The organism is Variovorax sp. IB41 (assembly GCF_016405905.1).
GTDB lineage: Bacteria > Pseudomonadota > Gammaproteobacteria > Burkholderiales > Burkholderiaceae_C > Variovorax.
The window spans coordinates 747755-768243 of sequence record NZ_JAEFCB010000001.1 but is presented as its reverse complement, the minus strand read 5'-3'; the positions used below and the strand labels follow the sequence as shown (position 1 = coordinate 768243).

21 protein-coding genes are annotated in these 20489 nt (G+C 67.9%); 19 read left to right on the top strand and 2 right to left on the bottom strand.

Features of this window, described 5'->3' with window-relative positions; translation table 11 throughout:
* Window positions 1–8 precede the first annotated feature (8 nt).
* From dnaX to JC881_RS03610, 8 genes are all read left to right on the top strand, one after another.
* On the top strand, window positions 9–1895 hold the full coding sequence (dnaX, locus tag JC881_RS03645; RefSeq protein WP_198784321.1) for a DNA polymerase III subunit gamma/tau: 1887 nt from the start codon (window positions 9–11) through the stop codon (window positions 1893–1895).
* A gap of 61 nt (window positions 1896–1956) precedes the next feature.
* Window positions 1957–2289 (top strand): YbaB/EbfC family nucleoid-associated protein, encoded by a 333-nt coding sequence (locus JC881_RS03640; protein ID WP_007836669.1) that lies wholly within the window; start codon window positions 1957–1959, stop codon window positions 2287–2289.
* 114 nt (window positions 2290–2403) lie between these two features.
* Window positions 2404–2994 carry a recombination mediator RecR gene (gene recR / locus JC881_RS03635; RefSeq protein WP_013540938.1) on the top strand — a complete coding sequence of 197 codons (591 nt, stop codon included), beginning with the start codon at window positions 2404–2406 and terminating at the stop codon, window positions 2992–2994.
* A 34-nt stretch (window positions 2995–3028) separates the two neighbouring features.
* Window positions 3029–3421 carry an MAPEG family protein gene (locus tag JC881_RS03630; RefSeq protein WP_198784320.1) on the top strand — a complete coding sequence of 131 codons (393 nt, stop codon included), beginning with the start codon at window positions 3029–3031 and terminating at the stop codon, window positions 3419–3421.
* A 147-nt stretch (window positions 3422–3568) separates the two neighbouring features.
* Window positions 3569–4603: an ABC transporter substrate-binding protein gene (locus JC881_RS03625; protein WP_198784319.1), complete on the top strand. Its 1035-nt coding sequence runs from the start codon at window positions 3569–3571 to the stop codon at window positions 4601–4603.
* A gap of 52 nt (window positions 4604–4655) precedes the next feature.
* Complete coding sequence (locus tag JC881_RS03620) at window positions 4656–5471, top strand: ABC transporter ATP-binding protein (RefSeq protein ID WP_198784318.1); 816 nt, start codon at window positions 4656–4658, stop codon at window positions 5469–5471.
* Window positions 5468–6301 carry an ABC transporter permease gene (locus tag JC881_RS03615; protein WP_198784317.1) on the top strand — a complete coding sequence of 278 codons (834 nt, stop codon included), beginning with the start codon at window positions 5468–5470 and terminating at the stop codon, window positions 6299–6301. The genes JC881_RS03620 and JC881_RS03615 overlap by 4 nt, the downstream gene beginning before the upstream one ends.
* Window positions 6302–6338: 37 nt before the next feature.
* The gene (locus tag JC881_RS03610) at window positions 6339–7523 is read left to right on the top strand and encodes a low temperature requirement protein A (RefSeq protein WP_198784316.1); all 1185 of its coding nucleotides are present in this window, start codon (window positions 6339–6341) and stop codon (window positions 7521–7523) included.
* 69 nt (window positions 7524–7592) lie between these two features.
* Here JC881_RS03610 and JC881_RS03605 read toward each other — a convergent pair whose 3' ends face one another.
* Both JC881_RS03605 and gloB read right to left on the bottom strand, forming a co-directional pair.
* Window positions 7593–9206, bottom strand: a complete 1614-nt coding sequence (locus JC881_RS03605) for a transglycosylase SLT domain-containing protein (protein WP_198784315.1) — start codon at window positions 9204–9206, stop codon at window positions 7593–7595.
* On the bottom strand, window positions 9203–9982 hold the full coding sequence (gloB, locus tag JC881_RS03600; RefSeq protein ID WP_198784314.1) for a hydroxyacylglutathione hydrolase: 780 nt from the start codon (window positions 9980–9982) through the stop codon (window positions 9203–9205). Before gloB ends, JC881_RS03605 begins: the two co-directional genes overlap by 4 nt.
* 19 nt (window positions 9983–10001) lie before the next feature.
* Here gloB and JC881_RS03595 point away from each other — a divergent pair, with 19 nt between their 5' ends.
* The 11 genes from JC881_RS03595 to JC881_RS03545 all read left to right on the top strand — a co-directional run bounded on the left by JC881_RS03595 (window position 10002) and on the right by JC881_RS03545 (window position 20475).
* Complete coding sequence (locus tag JC881_RS03595) at window positions 10002–10754, top strand: class I SAM-dependent methyltransferase (RefSeq protein ID WP_198784883.1); 753 nt, start codon at window positions 10002–10004, stop codon at window positions 10752–10754.
* A gap of 31 nt (window positions 10755–10785) precedes the next feature.
* A complete protein-coding gene (gene rnhA / locus JC881_RS03590; RefSeq protein ID WP_198784313.1) occupies window positions 10786–11235 on the top strand; it encodes a ribonuclease HI in 450 nt (149 codons plus the stop codon).
* A 142-nt stretch (window positions 11236–11377) separates the two neighbouring features.
* On the top strand, window positions 11378–12313 hold the full coding sequence (locus JC881_RS03585) for a helix-turn-helix domain-containing protein (RefSeq protein ID WP_198784312.1): 936 nt from the start codon (window positions 11378–11380) through the stop codon (window positions 12311–12313).
* A gap of 162 nt (window positions 12314–12475) precedes the next feature.
* Window positions 12476–12700, top strand: coding sequence for a hypothetical protein (locus JC881_RS03580; protein ID WP_198784311.1), 225 nt, complete (start codon window positions 12476–12478; stop codon window positions 12698–12700).
* Window positions 12697–14109 (top strand): amidase, encoded by a 1413-nt coding sequence (locus JC881_RS03575; RefSeq protein ID WP_198784310.1) that lies wholly within the window; start codon window positions 12697–12699, stop codon window positions 14107–14109. The genes JC881_RS03580 and JC881_RS03575 overlap by 4 nt, the downstream gene beginning before the upstream one ends.
* Window positions 14110–14272: 163 nt before the next feature.
* Window positions 14273–15673: an amidase gene (locus JC881_RS03570; protein ID WP_198784309.1), complete on the top strand. Its 1401-nt coding sequence runs from the start codon at window positions 14273–14275 to the stop codon at window positions 15671–15673.
* Between the two features lie 59 nt (window positions 15674–15732).
* Entirely contained in the window at window positions 15733–16965 is a 1233-nt protein-coding gene (locus JC881_RS03565) for an urea ABC transporter substrate-binding protein (RefSeq protein WP_198784308.1), read from the top strand.
* A gap of 49 nt (window positions 16966–17014) precedes the next feature.
* Window positions 17015–17881, top strand: coding sequence for an ABC transporter permease subunit (locus tag JC881_RS03560; RefSeq protein WP_093432021.1), 867 nt, complete (start codon window positions 17015–17017; stop codon window positions 17879–17881).
* 20 nt (window positions 17882–17901) lie between these two features.
* A complete protein-coding gene (locus JC881_RS03555) occupies window positions 17902–18999 on the top strand; it encodes a branched-chain amino acid ABC transporter permease (protein WP_198784307.1) in 1098 nt (365 codons plus the stop codon).
* Complete coding sequence (locus JC881_RS03550) at window positions 18996–19775, top strand: ABC transporter ATP-binding protein (protein WP_198784306.1); 780 nt, start codon at window positions 18996–18998, stop codon at window positions 19773–19775. The genes JC881_RS03555 and JC881_RS03550 overlap by 4 nt, the downstream gene beginning before the upstream one ends.
* Window positions 19765–20475, top strand: coding sequence for an ABC transporter ATP-binding protein (locus JC881_RS03545; RefSeq protein WP_198784305.1), 711 nt, complete (start codon window positions 19765–19767; stop codon window positions 20473–20475). The genes JC881_RS03550 and JC881_RS03545 overlap by 11 nt, the downstream gene beginning before the upstream one ends.
* Window positions 20476–20489: the final 14 nt, after the last annotated feature.

Sequence of the window (20489 nt, the reverse complement as noted above, 5' to 3'; positions counted from 1 at the left end):
TGCCCGCAATGTCTTATCTCGTGCTCGCTCGCAAGTTCCGTCCGAAAACCTTCGGTGAGATGGTCGGTCAGGGGCATGTGGTGCAGGCGCTCGAGAACGCACTGACCACGCAGCGCCTGCATCACGCCTATCTTTTCACCGGCACGCGCGGCGTGGGCAAGACCACGGTCTCGCGCATCCTGGCCAAGTCGCTCAACTGCCAGGGACCGGACGGGCAGGGCGGCATCACCGCCACGCCGTGCGGCGTGTGCCAGGCCTGCCGCGACATCGATTCGGGCCGCTTCGTCGACTACACCGAGCTCGACGCGGCCTCCAACCGCGGCGTGGACGAAGTGCAGTCGCTGCTCGAGCAGGCCGTCTACAAGCCGGTGCAGGGGCGCTTCAAGGTCTTCATGATCGACGAGGTTCACATGCTCACCAACACCGCGTTCAACGCGATGTTGAAGACGCTCGAGGAGCCGCCCGAATACCTCAAGTTCGTGCTCGCGACCACCGATCCGCAGAAGGTGCCTGTCACGGTGCTCTCGCGCTGCCTGCAGTTCAACCTGCGGCCGATGGCCCCTGAGACGATCCTCGAACACCTCACGGGCGTGCTGCAGACCGAAGAGGTGCCGGCCGAGCCGCAGGCGCTGCGCCTCCTGGCGCGCGCGGCGCGCGGCTCGATGCGCGATGCGCTCTCGCTCACCGACCAGGCCATCGCCTTCGGCAACGGCGAACTGGTCGAGACCGGCGTGCGCCAGATGCTCGGCAGCGTGGACCGCGGCCATGTCTTCAAGCTGATCGAGGCGCTCGCAGAGGGCGACGGCAAGACGGTGGTCGACACCTCCGAGGCCTTGCGCCGCGATGGCATGTCGGCTGCTTCCACGCTCGAGGAGATGACATCGGTGCTGCAGGCCATGGCCGTGCTGCAGGCGGTGCCTTCGCGGGCGGAGTCCGCCGATTCGGCCACCGACCCCGACGCCGCCGACACCGCGCGCCTCGCATCGCTGATGCCGGCCGACGAAACGCAACTGCTCTACAGCCTGTGCCTGCACGGCCGCGGCGAGCTGGGCCTGGCACCCGACGAGTACGCCGCGCTCACCATGGTGCTGCTGCGGCTGCTGGCCTTCAAGCCTTCCAATGCGGCCGCTTCGACGGCCACCCCGGAAAAAAAAACTCTGAATGACGCCCAGGGCGCGGCGAAAAGGGCGCCCGCTCCCGTCGCTCGTCCTGTGCCTGCTGCGCCGGCCCTGGCGCCGGTGGCCAGGCCCGCGGCCGAAGCACCGCCTTCGACCGCTCCCACGCCGCCCGTTCCAGCACCCGCCGCCGCATCGAATGCGCCGGCATCGGCGCCCGCGGGTCATCGTCTGGCGGTGGTCGACGAGTCCATGCGTCCCTCGGACCACAGGCCTTCTCCCACGGACGCGCCCGCCAAGGTTGTCGGCATGCCGATCCGCGTGCAGCCGCCTCCCGGCCAGCGCGATGCGCCGCGCACCGAAGAGCAGCGCGGCCCGGCCGCACCGATCCCGCCCAGCGAAGACGGCGACTTCTGGTACGCCACGGTCACCCAGCTGGTCGCGGCCGAAAGCATCACGGCGCTCTCGCGCGAACTCGCGCTGCAGTCGCAGCTCGTGGGGCGCGACACCGACCAGTGGATCCTGCGCATCGAGCGCGAAACGCTCAACCAACCGTCCAGCCGCGAGAAGCTCACGGCCGCGCTCAACGCGCTCGGCCACGACATCAAGCTCGCCATCGAGATCGGCGGCGTGGTCGACAGCCCCGCGCGCCGCAACCGGCATGCGGCCGAGGCGCGCCAGCGCGTGGCCGAGGAGGCCATCCACAGCGACCCCGAGGTGCAGATGCTGATGCGCGACTTCGATGCGAAGATCGTCCCCGGAACGCTGCGGCCAGTCTGAGCCGGGCAGCCACGTCTCTTATCCTTCACCCATTTTCTTCACCACACACACAGGACCAACGATGTTCAACAAAGGACAACTGGCCGGCCTCATGAAGCAGGCGCAGGCAATGCAGGACAACCTCAAGAAGGCCCAGGAAGAACTGGCGCACATCGAGGTGGAAGGCGAATCGGGCGCCGGCCTCGTGAAGGTCGTCATGACCTGCAAGCACGACGTCAAGCGCATCACCATCGACCCGAGCCTCCTGGCCGACGACAAGGACATGCTCGAAGACCTCGTGGCCGCCGCCTTCAACGCCGCGGTGCGCAAGGCCGAGGAAACCAGCGAGCAGAAGATGGGCAAGCTCACCGCGGGCATGCCGGGCCTTCCCCCGGGCATGAAGCTCCCGTTTTAATGGCTCACCCCCAGGCTTGCCCACTGCGCGTGGCCGCCAACCCCCTTGCAGGGGGCAACACCTGTGGCCCGGCAAAGCCGGTTCCACGGTGTTCGCGCGAAGGGAAGCGCTGACATGGCCGACGCCAGTTCGCTCGACGCCCTGGTCGATGCGCTGCGCCGCCTGCCCGGCGTCGGCGTGAAGTCGGCCTCGCGCATGGCGTTTCACCTGCTGCAGCACGACCGCGACGGCGCGCAGCTGCTGTCGCGTGCATTGCAGCAGGCGGCGGGCAATGTGCGGCACTGCGAGCTGTGCAACACCTTCACGGAAGCACCGATCTGCAGCGTGTGCATGGACTCGCGCCGCGACGGAACCAAGCTCTGCGTGGTCGAGACGCCTGCCGACCAGGCCGCGCTGGAGCGCACCGGTGCGTTCCGCGGCTATTACTTCGTGCTGATGGGCAAGCTCAGTCCGCTCGACGGCATCGGGCCGAAAGACATCGGCCTGCAGAAGCTGTTCGACCGCGCGCTCGACGGCACGGTGAGCGAAGTCATCCTCGCCACCAACTTCACCGCCGAGGGCGAAGCCACCGCGCATGTGATCGGCGAAGCGCTCAAGCAGCGCGGCCTCACCGTGACGCGCCTCGCGCGCGGCGTTCCGGCCGGCAGCGAGCTCGAGTACGTGGACCTGGGCACCATCGCGCACGCGCTGGTCGATCGCCGATAGCGCAAGCAACAGCGATAGCGCGACTGAACCTGCCATGACCCTTTCCCTCCTCACCATCGCCTACTGGTGCGTGTTCGTCGCCTGCGGCCTGCCGTACCTGGCCGCGTGGACCGCCAAGGCCGGCGCCTTCGGCCCGCGCGACAACGTGCATCCGCGCGAATGGGCCGCCCGGCAGAACGGCTGGCGCGCGCGCGCCAACAGCGCGCAGGCCAACACCTTCGAAGGGCTGCCGTTCTTCATCGGCGCGGTGATCATCGCGCACCAGCTGGGCGCCAATCAGGCGCGGCTGGACATGCTGGCGGTGGCCTATGTCGTGCTGCGCGCGATCTACCTGGCGATCTACATCAAGGGCCTGGGCGGCGTGCGCAGCGCGGTCTGGGCGCTCGCGTTCCTCGTGAACATCGCGATTCTTTTCCTCGCGAAATAGGCCGCCAAAGGCCATTCGGCACAGGGCCCGTGGAGGCCTTCATGCTTACGTGGAAACCCGCACGGGATGACCCCGATGCAGGCAACGGGCGCGCACCCCTAAGCTCGATTCACTTCACAAGAATCAAAGAGCCCGCAGGACCGCTTCATGCTCCATCGCAGAACCCTCATTTCCGCCTCCGCAGTCGCCGCCGCCGCGATTGCGCTGCCGCGGGTTTTTGCGCAAGCCAAGCTGGAGAAAACGAAGATCTCCATCGCGGTCGGCGGCAAGGCCGCGTTCTACTACCTGCCCCTCACGATCTCCGAACAGCTGGGCTACTTCAAGGCCGAAGGGCTCGAGGTGGAGATTTCCGATTTCGCCGGCGGCGCGCGCGCGCTGCAGGCCGTGGTGGGCGGCTCGGCCGATGTCTGCTCGGGCGCCTACGAACACACCATCAACCTGCAGGCCAAGAACCAGTTCTTCCAGGCCTTCGTGCTGCAGGGCCGCGCACCGCAGATCGCGGTGGGCGTGTCGACCAAGAACATGGCCGGCTACACCGGCATCCAGGACTTGAAGGGCAAGAAGATCGGCGTCTCGGCACCGGGCTCGTCGACCAACATGGTGGCCAACCTCGTGCTCTCGCGCGGCGGGCTGAAGGCGAGCGACGTGAGCTACATCGGCGTGGGCGTCGCGGCCGGCGCGCTCACCGCGCTGCGCTCGGGCCAGATCGACGCCATCAGCAACACCGACCCGGTGATGACCATGCTCGAGCAGAAGGGCGACGTGAAGATCATCAGCGACACGCGCACGCTCAAGGGCACGCAGCAGGTGTTCGGCGGCACCATGCCGGCGGCCTGCCTCTATGCGTCCAGCGAGTTCATCCAGAAGAACCCCAACACCTGCCAGGCGCTGGCCAATGCCATCGTGCACGGCCTGAAGTGGCTGCAGACCGCGGGGCCGGGCGACATCATCAAGACGGTGCCCGAGACCTACCTGCTCGGCGATCGCGCGCTGTACCTCGCGTCTTTCGACAAGGTGCGCGAATCCATTGCCACCGACGGCCTCGTGCCGGTCGACGGCCCCAAGACGGCGCTTGCGGCCATCGCGAGCTTCGACACCAGCGTGAAGGCCGACAAGATCGACCTCACCAAGACCTACACCAACGATTTTGCTAGGCGCGCGAAGGACAGGTTCAAAGCCTGACTCCGAACGTCCCCGCGACCCGGCCTTGGCCGGGTTTTTTAATCCTGCCGACATGTCCGACCACGCACTCGAACTTCTCTCCATCAGCTGCACCTTCCACTCGAAGGACGATCCGGGCCAGCGCTACACCGCGGTCGCCGACACCACGCTGCGCATCAAGGCCGGGGAGTTCGTCTCGGTGGTCGGGCCCACGGGCTGCGGCAAGTCGACGCTGCTGAACGTGGGCGCGGGGCTTCTCGAGCCGTCGTCGGGCACGGTCAAGGTGTTCGGCGAGACGCTTTCGGGCGTCAACGCGCGCGCGGGCTACATGTTCCAGACCGAGGCGCTGATGCCGTGGCGCAGCGCCGTCGCCAACGTCATGGTGGGGCTGCAGTACCGCGGCGTCTCCGATGCCGATGCGCGCGAGCAGGCCGAGGCCTGGCTCTCGCGCGTGGGGCTCTCGGGCTTCGGCGACCGCTATCCGCACCAGCTCTCGGGCGGCATGCGCAAGCGCGTGGCGCTCGCGCAGACGCTGGTGCTCGACCCCGACATCATCCTCATGGACGAGCCCTTCAGCGCGCTCGACATCCAGACGCGCCAGCTGATGGAAAACGAGGTGCTCGACATCTGGAGCGCCAAGAAAAAGGCGGTGCTCTTTATCACGCACGACCTCGATGAAGCCATTGCGATGAGCGACCGCGTGGTGGTGCTGTCGGCCGGCCCGGCGACGCACCCGATCGGCGAATTCGCCATCGATCTCGCGCGCCCGCGCGACGTGGCCGAGGTGCGCACGCAGCCGCGCTTCGTCGAGCTGCACACGCAGATCTGGGAGGTGCTGCGCGACGAGGTGCTCAAGGGCTACGCGCAGCAGCTGAGGAAGGCCGCATGATCCCGCGCCTGAACGAACGCAACGCGCGCTTCTGGCAGCTGGTACTGCTGGTGCTGATCCTGGTGGGCTGGCACCTGGCATCGCGCAACCAGCAGTTCGCCTTCTTCGTCGGCGAGCCGATCCAGGTGGCGGGCCGCATCTGGAGCTGGTTCCTGCCGTTCGCGGTGCCGCCGAACCTGCTGTTTCCCGAGGGCCTCAAGGGCAACGCCGACATCTACCTGCACCTGGGCACCACGCTGCTGGAGACGGTGCTGGCCTTCGGCATCGGCACCGTGATGGGGCTGGCATGCGGGCTCTGGCTGGCGCTCGCGCCCACGGCGAGCCTGATCCTGGATCCGTACATCAAGGCCGCCAACTCGATGCCGCGCGTGATCCTCGCGCCGATCTTCGCGCTGTGGTTTGGCCTGGGCATCTGGAGCAAGGTGGCGCTGGCGGTCACGCTGGTGTTCTTCATCGTGTTCTTCAACGTCTACCAGGGCGTGCGCGAAGTGAGCCCGGTGGTGCTGGCCAACGCGAAGATGCTGGGGGCCAACCAGCGGCAGCTGCTGCGCACCGTGTACCTGCCGAGCGCGACGAGCTGGGTGTTCTCCAGCCTGCACACCTCGGTGGGGCTGGCTTTCGTCGGCGCGGTGGTGGGGGAGTACCTGGGCTCGGCGCGCGGCGTGGGCTACCTCATCCTGCAGGCCGAAGGCACGTTCGATGTCAACACCGTCTTTGCCGGTATCGTCGTGCTAACGGCCTTTGCGCTGGCGCTCGACGGGCTGGTCGGCCTGATCGAGAAGCGCCTCATGAAGTGGCAGCCACGCAGCGGAGAAACCGAAAAACTCTAGCGGCTCGAAATTTGAAAACTGAAAGGGAGAGAGAGTCATGTTGCGCAAGAAAAACGGACTGCCAACGACTTTGCGATCGCGCAACGAGGCCGCCAGGGTCTCGAACGAAGAGCTGTTCTTCGACCTGGTCTATGCGTTCTCGGTCACGCAGCTGTCGTACTATTTGCTGGACCACCTGAGCCTCCTGGGCGCGCTGCAGACGCTGGTGATGTGGTTCGCCGTCTGGCTCGGCTGGCAATACACCGCCTGGGCCACCAACTGGTTCAACCCCGGGTCGCTGCGCATCCGGGGCATGCTGTTCGGGGTGATGCTGCTGGCCATGGTGATGGCGTCGGCGCTGCCGGGCGCGTTCGCCGAGCGGGGGCTGGTGTTCGCCTGCTGCTTTGCGGGCATCCAGGTCGGGCGCACCCTGTGCATGCTGATCGCGGTCGGCCCGAAGAGCGACCTCGCGCCCAACTTCCGGCGCCTCCTGGCATGGAACTGCGTGGCGGCCGTGTTCTGGATCGCGGGCGGACTCTCCGAAGGGCCGTGGCGCCTTGCGTTCTGGTTCGTCGGCGTGCTGTGCGAATACGTTGCGCCGATGGTCGGGCTGGTCTTTCCGGGGCTGGGGCGTTCGTCGACCGCCGAATGGACCATCGACGGCGGCCACCTCGCCGAGCGCTGCCAGCTCTTCGTGATCGTGGCGCTGGGCGAATCCATCCTGGCGAGCGGCATCGCGTTCGGCCACCACGCCGAGTGGCATCCGGTCGACGTGTACGCGTTGCTCGTGGGCTTCGCGGGCAGCCTGGCCATGTGGTGGATGTACTTCGACACCAGCGCCAGGGAGGCCACGCACGCGATCGAGCACGCGAAGGACACGGGCCGCATGGGCGCCAGCTACCACTACACGCACGTGATCCTGGTGGCCGGCATCATCGTGTGCGCGGTCGCCGACGAGCTCGTGATCGGGGAGGGTTCGCACCATGCCGAGCTCAAGTACCTCGGGCCGCTCCTGGGCGGGCCGGCCATCTATCTCTTCGGCAATGCGCTGTTCAAGCGGGTGGTGCGGGGCTTCTTGCCGCAGTCGCACCTCTTCGGGCTCATCGGGCTCGCGGTGCTGGGCGCGTTCGCCTCGCACCTGACGGTGCTGGTGGTGGGCACGCTGACCACGGTGGTGATGATCGGCGTGGCCGCGCTGGAAGCCGTGGTGCGCCGCCGGGCGGTGGTCGCCCAGGCGCACTGAGCGGGCACCGCCGCGTCAGCGCTTCTGTCGCCTTGTCCAGCGCTTCCTCAGCGCTTCTTCAGCGCTTCTTCAGCGCTTCTTTTTCGAGGGCGTGCCGCCGCGCTTCTCGCGCACGACCTGCTTGCCCGCCGGCACCTTCACGACGTTCTTGCCGCGGGCCGTGTTGGCCTGGGCCGGAGCGGCGCCGCGCTTGGAGGAGGCCACCGCGGCATGGCCGCGCGCCACCGCCACGCCGGCGCCGACACGGGCCGCGGGCGCCGCGCGAACCGGCAGGTACACCACCACGCTGTAGCCGCGCTTGAACGCGTGGTTGGGCTTCACGTCGTTCCACTCGGCCACGTTGGTGGGCTTGAGGTTGTAGCGGCGCGCGATGCTCGTCACGCTGTCGTTGCGCCCGGCCTTCACGGTGGTGCGGCGATTGACGATCTCGGGCTGGAAGCTCAGGTGCCCGCCATCGGCCACCACGGCTGCGACGTCTTCCTTCACGCGGGCGCCGCGCGGCACGATGAGCGTCGAGCCGGCCTTGATGAGCATGCGCGGCGGCACGTTGTTCATCGCGCGCAGGTCGCTCTCGCTCATGCCCGAGCGCTGGGCGGCGTCGGCCACCGTCATGGTGTTGGGCACGACCCAGGCGGTCCAGCTGGCGTACTGGCCTTGCGCGTAGGCGTCGAAGTTGCGCTGGAACACGGCCGCGTTGTCCCAGGGCAAGAGGATCTGCGGCGTGCCCGCGGCGATCAGCACCGGCTTGTGCGCGGCGGGGTTGAGCGCGCGGAAGTCGTCCAGGCGCACGTCGGCCAGCTTGGCCGCCAGCTCCACGTCCAGGTCGCGCGTGAGCGTGACGGTCTGGAAGTACGGGTGGTTGGCGATCAGCGGCAACTCGGCGTTGAAGGCCTGCGGATTGGCCACGATGTTCTTCACCGCCTGCAGCTTGGGCACGTACAGCCGCGTCTCGGCCGGCATGTTCAGGTCGCTGTAGGTGGTGGGCAGTCCCGCGCGCTGGTTCTTGGCGATGGCGCGGCTCACGCTTCCTTCGCCCCAGTTGTAGGCTGCCAGCGCGAGCTGCCAGTCGCCGAACATGCCGTAGAGTTTTTGCAGGTAGTCGAGCGCGGCGCGGGTGGAGGCCACCACGTCGCGGCGGTCGTCGCGGAAGATGTTCTGCTTCAGGTCGAAGTCGGTGCCGGTGGCGGGCATGAATTGCCACATGCCCGCCGCGCGCGCGCTGGAGACGGCCTGCGGGTTGAACGCGCTCTCGATGTACGGCAGCAGCGCGAGCTCGGTCGGCATGTTGCGGCGCTCGAGTTCCTCGACGATGTGGAACATGTACTTGTTCGAGCGCTCGGTCATGCGCTGGATGTAGTCGGGGCGGCTGGCATACCACTGCTCGCGGTCGCGCACCAGGTCGCTCTCCAGGTTGGGCATCTTGAAGCCGCGGCGGATGCGGTCCCACATGTCGGTCGGCGGTGCCAGCGTGACCACGCTCTGCGAGTGGGCCTCGCTGCTGGACAGGGGCGAGAGGGCGTCGCGCGGATAGACGGGGGCCGCGCTGCCGGCGACCTTGGCGCCGGTGCCGCCGGCGGTGGTGCCGGCTTTGGGGGAAGTGGTGGAGGAGCTGTTGTCGGTGGGTGCCGCGCAGCCGGCGAGCACCAGGGAACCTGCTAGGCAGGTGGCAGCGAGAAATTTCATCGGAAGTCGTTTTTCCATTGGCGCAGTGCGGCGAACACATCGGCTTCGGCCGCGTCGGCGGAAAGCTCGGCGTGCGCGCGCACCGCTCGAAGGACAGTGGCTTCGCGGCTGCGAAGAAAGGGGTTGATCAGGCGTTCGGTCGCCAACTGCGCGGGCAGCGTGGGCTGCCCCTGCGCACGCAGGCTTTCGCAACGCGCGTTGTACTGAGTCAGATCGGCATTGCCCGGTTCCACCGCACGGGCGAATCGCAGGTTAGCAAGTGTGTATTCATGCGCGCAGCAGACGCGCGTGTCGCCCGGCAGCGCGGCGAGCGCATCGAGCGAGGCCAGCATCTGCGTGGGCGTGCCTTCGAAGAGCCGGCCGCAGCCGCCAGAAAACAGTGTGTCGCCGCAAAAAAGCAGCGGTGCGCGGCCTTCGGCGGCGGGAAGAAAGTAGGCGATGTGGCCGGCCGTGTGGCCCGGCACGTCGATCACTTCAAAGCCGAGGCCGAGCGCCTGGGCGACGTCGCCCTGCACATACGGCGTGAAGGGCTCGGGGATGCGTTCGCGCGCGGGGCCGTGCACCGGCGCGCCCGTGGCGGCGTGCAGCGCGGCCACGCCGCCGGTGTGATCGGCGTGATGGTGCGTGACTAGAATCGCGGCCAGCTGCAGTTGGTGGTGCGCCAGCGCATCGAACACCGGTTGGGCGTCGCCCGGATCCACGATGATGGCGCTGGACCCGTCGTGCAGCATCCAGATGTAGTTGTCAGCGAAGGCGGGCAGCGGAACGAGGGTCATGAGCGGTCAAATTATAGGTTTGCAGGATTGGTTCGCGACCCCCCCGGGACGCTACCTCCTCGCGTGGGAGCAAGCCCAGTTCGACCAGGCGGTGGCCGACGTGTTCGGCTACCACGCGCTGCAACTGGGCGCGGCCGAGGTCGAGGGACTGCGCACCAACCGCATGCCGCACCGCTGGCTGGCCCTGAGCGACCCGATGCGGCCCGCCAAGGCGACGCTCCTGACCGACTTCACCGCGCTGCCCTTCGCGGCCAACAGCTTGGACCTGGTGGTGATGCCGCATGCGCTGGAACTCAGTCCCGATCCGCACGCGACGCTCCGCGAAGTCGAGCGGGTGCTGGTGCCCGAGGGCCGCGTGGTGATCTGCGGGCTCAACCCGGCCAGCCTCTGGGGCATGCGCCAGCGGCGCGCGCACCTGTACCGCAAGCTCGGCATCGGCGATCTCTACCTGCCCGAGGGCGGGGAGTTCATCGGCTACTGGCGCATGCGCGACTGGCTGCGGCTCCTGAGCTTCGAGGTGGAGTCGGGGCGCTTCGGCGTCTACCGGCCCGCGGTGCGCAGCGACGCGTGGCTGGAGCGCTGCCGCTGGATGGACAAGGCCGGCGAGCGCTGGTGGCCGATCTTCGGCGCGGCGTATTTCCTCGTGGCCGTGAAGCGGGTGCGGGGCATGCGTCTCCTGAGCGCGGACTGGCGCCGGGCCGCGGCACGCGCCACGGCGCCCGTGTCGATCGCGGGCAAGGTGCATCGGCAAGGGCCGGACCGGACAGATTGAATCGAATGAAGAGAAACAAGGAAAAGAGAGCTTGAACGAAGTCGTGATCTACACCGATGGTGCATGCAAGGGCAACCCCGGACCCGGGGGCTGGGGCGCGTGGCTCAAATCGGGCGCCACCGAAAAGGAACTGTTCGGCGGCGAACTCAACACCACCAACAACCGCATGGAGCTGACCGCCGTCATCGAAGGCCTGGCCGCGCTCAAGCGCCCCTGCAACGTGCTGCTTTACCTGGACAGCCAGTACGTGCGCATGGGCATCACCGAATGGATCCGCGGCTGGAAGGCCAAGGGCTGGATGACCGCCAGCAAGCAGCCGGTGAAGAACGTCGAGCTCTGGCAGCGGCTGGACAAGTTGGTGGCCGAGGGCGGCCACACGATCGAATGGCGCTGGGTCAAGGGCCATTCGGGCGATCCGGGCAACGAGCGCGCCGACATGCTGGCCAACAAGGGCGTGGACAAGGCACTGGGACGGATCTGACGTAGGGTCAGCCCCGACGCTGCCGGGGCGGGCGCTTGCTAGAGTGCCCCCAACGCAGCGAAGCCGGCCGACGCAGGGGCACGATTGTTGCTTGGGTTTTGGTATTCCACCACGCCGGTGGCACCGTCCATTCGTTCGCAGCATGAACCTCGACTACTCAACGGACACGGTCGAACGCAGCCAGCGCTTCGACTACTGGAGCGATGTGGTGCGCAAGCACTTCATACCCGCCGCGAGCCGCGTGCCTGACCGCGAGCATTTCAACGCGCACTTTTCCGTCCGTTCGCTCGGCAACCTCACGCTGGCCGAGATGTCCTCGCCGCGCCACTACTGGGAGCGCGACGCGCAGCACCTGCGCAGCGGGCCGAACGAAGACTTCATGCTGAGCCTCATGGTGTCCGGCCACGGCGTGCTGTCGCAGTCGGGCCGCGAGGTGGTGCAGCGCAACGGCGACATCATTCTTTACGACGCCGCGCGCCCCTTCACCTTCGACCTTTCGCCCGAATCGAACCTGCTCGTGCGCATTCCACGGCTGCAGCTGCTCTGCAGGTTTCCCGAGGCCCAGAACCTCACGGCCATGCACCTGGCCAACGGCCACCCCATCGCCAGGCTGCTGGGCAGCATGATCCGCGAGGCCGCGGTGCTCGAGCTCTCGGGGCAGGAGGGCATGCAGGCCAGCCTTGCGAGTTCGCTGCTGGACATGCTCTCGGCGGTGCTGCAGTTCCAGGTCGGATGCACCGACGCCGTGCAGTCCTCGCACCACGCGCTGTTCCAGAAGACGCGCGACTACATCGCCGCGCACCTGGACGATTGCGAACTCGACGTGGAGCAGATCGCCTCCGCGCAGCACGTGTCCGCCCGCACGCTCGCGCGCGTGTTCGCCGAGCACGGCACCACGCCGATCCAGTGGCTCTGGAAGCAGCGCCTGGAGGCCAGCCACAGCGCGCTGCGCGAAGGCCGCGTGCGGCAGGTCACGCAGGCGGCGTTCCAGTACGGCTTCAGCGATCTCTCGCATTTTTGCCGGGTCTTCAAGAAGGCCTATGGGGTGACGCCGCAGACGCTGCTGCGCGGGCACTAGCACCAGCGCGCCACCGCGCACCGCGTCACCACAGCCGGCCATCCGCCGCACGCGCAGAGGTTGGCGGTTCCAGCCCATCGCGCTGGCCTTTGCAGCCAAGCCGCGCGCGGCGTTGCTCCCTATCGTGAAGTCCACAAGCTTCCTTCACGAATGGAGACGACGATGAATGCTTCCCCGCCCGCAGATGCGGTCGATGTCGGTGCGCTCGCCCGCTGCGCGGCCCTGGACCTGAGCCCCGAGCGCCGCGCTGCGGTCCAGGCCGTGCTGTCCGCCTGGATTCCCGCGGCCAACGAACTGAGCCGCAAGATGAGCGATGCGGCCTACAGCGCGCTGATGCCGGTCACCGCCTTCGCGCACGCGCATGAGTTGCCCGAGGACGCCGCATGAGCGCGCTGCTCGAACTCGGCCTCGCCGAAGCCGCGCGCCTGGTGCGCGCACGCAAGGTCTCGCCCGTGGAGCTGGTGGAGGCATCGCTCGCACGCATCCGCGCGCACGACGGCGTGCTCCGCTCCTTCATCACGGTGTTCGAGGAGCAGGCGATGCAGGTGGCACGCGCCGCCGAACTGCTCTCGGGCGCGGGCCACGAGCTCGGCCCGCTGCAGGGCATTCCGCTCGCGCTGAAAGACAACGTCGCGGTGCGCGGCAGCCGCACCACGGCGGGCAGCAAGATCCTGGCCGACTGGCTGCCCGCGGCCGACGCCACCGTCACCACGCGGCTGCGCCAGGCCGGCGCGATCTTCATCGGCAAGACCAACATGCACGAGTTCGCCTGGGGCGGCACCTCGGCCAATCCGCACTACGGCGCGGTGCGCAACCCCTGGGACCCGGCGCGCTTTCCGGCCGGCTCCAGCGGCGGCTCTGCGGTCGCCGTGGCCGCGCGCTTCTGCTTCGGCGCGATCGGCACCGACACGGGCGGCTCGATCCGCCTGCCTTCGGCCATCAACGGCATCGTGGGACTGCGCCCGACCTACGGGCGGGTGAGCAACCACGGCGTGATTCCGCTCGCATGGAGCATGGACACGGTGGGCCCGATGACGCGCACCGTCGAAGACTGCGCGCTGATGTTCGGCGCCATCGCGGGCTTCGATCCGAAGGACGCAGGCAGCGCGCAACGCACCTGCGACGACTATCTGAAGGACCTGGGCGGCGGCTGCCGCGGCCTGCGCATCGGCATCGTGCCGGGCTACTTCTTCGAGCACCTGCAGGCGCCGGTGCACGACGCGGTGAAAGAGGCGCTGGCCACCTTTGTGGACCTGGGCGCGGAGCTGGTCGACATCGACATCCGCAACATCCACGGCAACATCTCCGCGCAGCTCACCATCGAATCGGCCGAGCCCAGCACCTACCACCAGCGCAACCTGCGCGAGCGCCCCCAGGACTACGGCGACGACGTGCGCACCCTGCTGGAAGCTGGCGAAATGCTGCTGGCCACCCAGTACCTGCAGGCCCAGCGCTATCGCGCGCTGCTGCGCGCCGAATTCCTCGAGGCGTTCAGGAAGGTGGACGTGTTCGTCTGCCCGTCGCTGCCCTTCGTCGCCACCCGCATCGGCGAGACGCGCGTGGAGATCGAGCCCGGGCAGGAGGAAGACATGCTCTCGGCCATCATGCAGTTCACCGGCGTCGCGAGCCTCACGGGGCTGCCGTCGCTGAACGTACCCTGCGGGTTCGACCCCGACGGCCTGCCCATCGGCATGCAGGTCATCGGCCGGCCCTTCGCCGAGGCCACGCTGCTGCGCGTGGGCCATGCCTTCCAGCAGGCCACGGGCTTCCACCAGCGCGCGCCCGTGCTGCGCTGAAAGAAAAAGCGTCGCTGGCCGCTCCAGCACATCGCGATGGCGCTGCGAGCCAAGCGCTCGCGTCGGCCCTTCGGTACCTTCAATACCTTCAATACCTTCGACGCGCAGCTTCAGACAAGCCTGTTCCTCGCCCTGATCCCCAACGAAACGGAGTCTCCCCGCCATGCCGGACAACGATCTGCACTACCTCGAACTTCTGGAAGTCGGCCGCCGCATCCAGGCCAGGGAACTCTCGCCCGTGGAGGTGACGAAGGCGCAGCTCGAGCGCATCGGCGCGCTCGATGGAAAGCTCAAGAGCTATGTGCGGGTGCTCGGCGATTCCGCGCTCGCCGAGGCGGCGCGTGCCGAAGCGGAAATCGCCAAGGGCGAGATCCGCGGCCCGCTGCACGGCGTGCCGATCGCCATCAAGGACCTGTGCTGGACCGAAGGCGTGCCGACCGCCGCCGGCATGACGCTCTACAAGGACTTCGTGCCCACCACCGACGGCACCGTGGTGCGCAAGCTGCGCGAGGCGGGCGCCGTCATCCTGGGCAAGCTGCAGCTCACCGAAAGCGCCTATGCGGACCATCACCCCTCGGTCTCGCCGCCGGTCAATCCGTGGAACCCGGCGCACTGGCCGGGCGTGTCGTCCAGCGGTTCGGGCGTCGCGACCGCGGCCGGCCTGTGCTACGGCTCGCTGGGCACCGACACCGGCGGCTCGATCCGCTTTCCCTCGGCCGCCAACGGCCTCACGGGCCTGAAGCCCACCTGGGGCCGCGTGAGCCGCTACGGCGCCTTCGAATTGGCCGCGACGCTGGACCACATCGGCCCGATGACGCGCAGCGCCGCCGATGCCGGCGCCATGCTCGGCGCGATTGCCGGCGCCGACGTGAACGACCCGACCGCCAGCCTCGCGCCGGTGCCCGATTACCTCGCCGACCTGGGCAAGGGCCTCGCGGGCCTGCGCATCGGCATCGACATGCGCTGGGCCACCGAGGGCGTCGATGCGCCGACGCGCGAGGTGCTCGACGCCGCCATCGCCGCGGTGCGCACGCTCGGTGGCGATTTGCGCGAGGTGCGCTTTCCCGATCCCGCGCAGGCCATCGAGGACTGGTTCCCGCTGTGCGGCATCGAGGCCGCCGTGGTGCACGAGAAGACCTATCCCGCGCAGAAGGACATGTACGGCCCGGCGGTCGCCGGCCTCATCGAGCTGGGCCTTGCGCAGCGCGGCGTGGACTACCAGAAGATCGTGCTGCGCCGCCATGACTTCAGCGGCAAGGTGCGCGCGATGTTCGAGGACATCGACCTGCTCCTGATCCCCGCCACGGGCATCGCTTCGCCGACCATGGAGCGCATGGCGCAGATGGGCGTCGACGCCGACCTCATGGCCGCGATGCTGCGCTACACCTGCCCGTTCGACATGACCGGCAGCCCGACCATCACGCTGCCCGGCGGCTTCACCGCGGCCGGCATGCCGGTGGCGTTCCAGTTCGTCGCGCGGCATTTCGACGAGGCACTGCTGGTGCGCGCGGGCGCCGCCTTCCAGGAGGTCACCGACTGGCACCGCCGACACCCGGCGCTCTGAGCCGCCGCGGCTTCCCGATTCCCTGTCTCTTTTTTTCTCTCTCCTGAAAGCACATCACCATGAAACTACGTCACGCGCTTTTCTCCCTGGGCTGCACGATGGTGCTGGCCGCCGCTGCGGCCGCTGCTGTGGCCGCCGAGCCGCTGAAGGTCGGCCTGATGGAAGACGTCTCGGGCGACCTCGCCGTGCTGGGCAAGCCCAAGCTCGACGGCTCGCAACTGGCGGTGGAAGAAATCAACAAGGCCGGCGGCATCCTGGGCCGGCAGATCGAGCTCATCCACCTGGACCCGCAGGGCGACAACGCGCGCTACCAGGAGTTCACGCGGCGCCTCCTGAGCAAGGACAAGGTGGACGTGCTCATCGGCGGCATCACCTCGGCCTCGCGTGAAGCCATTCGCCCGATCGTGGACCGCACGCAGACGCCGTACTTCTATACCAACCAGTACGAAGGGGGCGTCTGCGATGCGAACATGATCAGCATGGGCGCGGTGCCCGAGCAGCAGTTCTCCACGCTCATTCCTTACATGGTCGAGAAGTTCGGCAAGAAGGTGTACGTGGTCGCGGCCGACTACAACTTCGGCCAGATCTCCGCCGAGTGGAACCGCACGATCCTGAAAGACGTGGGCGGCACGGTGGTCGGCGAGGAATTCATTCCGCTGGGCGTCTCGCAGTTCGCGCAGACCATCCAGAACATCCAGAAGGCCAAGCCCGACTGGCTCCTGATGCTCAACGTGGGCGCCGCGCAGGACTCGTTCTTCGAGCAGGCCGCCGCCGCCAAGCTGAACCTGCCGATGGGCTCGTCGGTGAAGGTCATGCTGGGCTTCGAGCACAAGCGCTTCGCGCCGCCCGCGCTCAACCGCATGCACGCCACGGCCAACTGGTTCGAGGAAATCGACACGCCCGCGGCCAACGAGTTCAAGAAGCGCTGGCACGCCAAGTTCCCGAACGAGCCCTACATCAACGACATGGGCTACAACGCCTACAACGCGCTCTACATGTACAAGACGATGGTCGAGAAGGCCAAGTCGACCAAGCTGGCCGACATTCGCAAGGTGATCGCCGCGGGCGAGGCCTGCATCGAGGCGGCCGAGGGCAAGGTCTGCATCGACCCCAAGAGCCAGCACGCCTCGCACGAGATGCGCCTGATCGCGGTGGACGAGAAGCACAACGTGAAGGTGCTCAAGGACTACGGAACGATCCAGCCGTACTGGCTCGGCAAGATCGGCTGCGACCTCACCAAGAAGAACGACCGCAAGCAGTACACGCCGTCGGACCTGCCCAAGAAGCTCTGACGCATCGCGCCTCGCCCCATCCGATCGACCGGTACAGCAGGGAGCAGCGGTGTTCGCCGAAATCTTCTCGTTCTTCTACCAGTTCGCCGACGTGTTCGCGTTCCTCATCCTCTCGGCGGCCGGCCTGGCCATCGTGTTCGGGATGATGGGCGTGATCAACATGGCGCACGGCGAATTCATCATGTGCGGCGCCTACGTCACCGTGGGCCTGGTGCACGCGGGCTTTCCGCTGCCGCTCGCGCAGCTGTGCGGCACGCTCGCCGCAGGGCTCATCGGCGTGGCCGTGGAGTGGAGCCTGGTGCGCAAGCTCTACAAGCGGCCGCTCGATTCGCTGCTCGCCACCTGGGGCCTGAGCCTCATCGTGACGCAGGGCATGCTGCTGGTCTTCGGCTCCACGCTCACCGGCGTGGGCACGCCCGAGGGCAGCTTCGTGGTGGGCGACTACACCTTCTCGGTCTACCGCATGGTGCTGTTCGCAGCCGCCGTGGCGGTGCTGGGCGGCATCTACTTCATCTTCATGCGCACGCGCTTCGGCGTGCATGCGCGCGCCACGATGCAGAACGCATCGATCGCGCAGGCCACCGGCGTGCGCGTGGGGCGGGTGTATGCGCTGAGCTTCGGCATCGGCGCGGCGCTGGCGGGCCTGTGCGGCGCGCTCTATGCGCCCACGATGACGCTGATACCCACGATGGGTGCGGCCTTCCTGGTCGAGGCCTTCGTCACGGTGGTGGTGGGCGGCGCCAACGTGCTCCTGGGCACCGCGCCGGCCGGCATCTTGCTCGCGGTCATCCGCACCGGCCTCAATGGCTGGGGTGGGCAGATCGTGGGGCAGATCGGCATGCTGCTGGCCGTGATCGTGGTGATCCGCATCCTGCCCGAAGGGGTGTCCGGATGGCTGGCCCGCAAGACGCGCTGAACCTGCACGGAGTCACACGAATGTTCCAACTCATCAACGGGCCGCAGACGCTGGGTGCCACCCGCGTCTTCTGGCTTCCCTTCATGGCGGTGCTCGCGGCCGTGCTGCTGTACCCGGCCTTCGCCGACGGCTACGACGTGGGCAACATGGCCTACCTCCTCACCTGGGTCTTCATGGCCATGGGCCTGTGCCTGGTGTGGGGCTACGGCGGCATGCTGTCGTTCGGGCAGACCTTCTTCTTCGGCATCGCGGGCTACGGCTACGGCGTGGCCGCGGTCAACCTGGGCGGCGATGCGGGCACCACCTTTCTTGCGCTGGCGATCGCGCTGTGCCTGGCGGCCGTGGCCGCGGCGGTGCTGGGCTACTTCATGATCTGGGGGCGCGTGGGCGGCGTGTTCTTCGGCATCGTCACGCTGTCGGCCACGCTGGTGCTGGCCTTCTTTCTCGGGCAGACGGCCGGGCCCGAATGGCACATCGGCAGCGCGCGGCTGAACGGCTTCAACGGCATGAAGGACATGGCGCCGCTGAACATCCCGTGGTTCGGCGACGACCCGCTGGTGTTCGACGGGATCGCGCTCTACTACCTGGTGGTGGGCCTGATCCTCATCGTGTACCTGGGCCTTCGGATGATGCTGAACTCGCGCTTCGGCAACGTGATCGTCGCGGTGCGCGAGGACCCGCAGCGCGCCGAGCTCCTGGGCTACGACGTGCGCAAATACCAACTCGCCACCTTCGTGATCGGCTCCACGCTCGCGGGCCTGAGCGGCGTGCTCTACACCTCGTGGGGCCAGTTCATCACGCCGGCGAGCGTCGGGCTGCCGGCCGCGGCGATGCCGATCGTGTGGGTCGCGTTCTCGGGCCGGGGCGACATCACCGCCACGCTGGTGGGCTCGTTCCTGGTGCTCTGGGCCTTCCAGACGATCACCGTCTACAGCCAGCAGGCGGCACTGCTCCTGATGGGCGCGATGCTGCTGTGCACGGTGATGGTCGCGCCGCAGGGCTTCGTCATCGGCGTGGTGCAGGCGGCGCGGCGGCTCTTCGGGCGCCGCCGTCCGAAGGAGCCCACGGCGCCTGTCGTGCCCACCGTGCCAACCAACCAAGAGGAGGCGCGCGCATGAACGCCTTGCTCGAAACGCGGGCGCTCTCCAAGCGCTTCGGCGGCCACGCGGCGGTGTCGGAGGTCGACCTGTCGGTGCGCCAGGGCGAGATCCATTGCCTCATCGGGCCCAACGGCGCGGGCAAGAGCACGCTGTTCAAGCTCATCGTCGGCACGCACGAGGCCTCGGAAGGAAGCATCGCGTTCCAGGGGCGCGACGTGACGCGCGAGCGCCCGTTCCAGCGCGTGCAGCAGGGCATGAGCATCAAGATGCAGGCGCCCAGCGTGTTCAAGGAGCTGCCGGTGCGGCAGAACATCCACATCGCGCTGCAGCACCACACGCGCCTGGCGGACCTCAAGCGCGAGGAAGACCGGCTGCTCGAACTGCTCGATCTCGCGCAGGACGCCACCAAGCCCGCGGGCGAGTTGGCCCACGGCCAGCAGCAGTGGCTGGAGATCGGCATGGCGCTCGCGCTCAAGCCGGTGCTGCTGCTCATGGACGAACCCACCGCGGGCCTCTCGCCCGAGGAAACCTTCAAGACCGGCGAGCTGATCCAGAAGCTCAACGCCGAGGGCATGACGGTGTTGGTGGTCGAGCACGACATGGCCTTCATCCGCCAGATCGCGCAGCGCGTGACGGTGCTGCACTTCGGCAAGGTGTTCGCCGAAGGCTCGATCGGCGAAATCATCGCGGACCCGCGCGTGGCCGAGATCTATTTGGGCAAGACACATGAGCCGCCGGGCCGCCCCAAGGCGAATACCGAAGTGCGCAGCGCGGAGGTTTCCAATGACCACTGAGACCATCCTGGAATTGCAGGGGCTGCAGGCCAGCTACGGCGCGACGCCCATCCTGCAGGGCGTGGACATGAAGGTGCGCAAGGGCGAGATCGTGAGCCTCATCGGCCGCAACGGCGTCGGCAAGACGACCACCATGCGCTGCCTGATGGGCCTTTTGCGCACGCGCGGCGGCAGCGTGCGGCTGCACGGGCAGGACATCGCGGCGCTCTCCAGCGATGCACGCGCGCGCCTGGGCATCGGCTACGTGCCGCAGGGCCGCGAGGTGTTCGCGCGCATGACGGTGGCCGAGAACCTGATGGTGGGCGAACTGGTCGGCGGCCCGCGCGGCAAGAAGCAGCCCGAGCTGGTCTACCAGTATTTCCCGCGGCTGGCGGAGCGCCGCAACCAGCAGGCCGGCACCATGTCCGGCGGCGAGCAGCAGCAGCTGGCCATCGGCCGCGCGCTGGTGGGCAACCCCGCGCTGATGCTGCTGGACGAGCCCTCCGAGGGCATCCAGCCCTCGATCGTGCAGCTCATCTGCGACGTGCTGCGCGCGATACGACGCGACCTGGGCACCACCATTCTTTTCGTGGAGCAGAACCTGGACACGATCCTGGACGTGGGCGAGCGCGCCTACGTCATGGAGAAGGGCCGCATCGTCGGGCGCATCGAGCCCGGCCAGATGAATGCGCAGGCGGTGCGCGCGCACCTGATGCTTTGAACAAAACCCCTCAA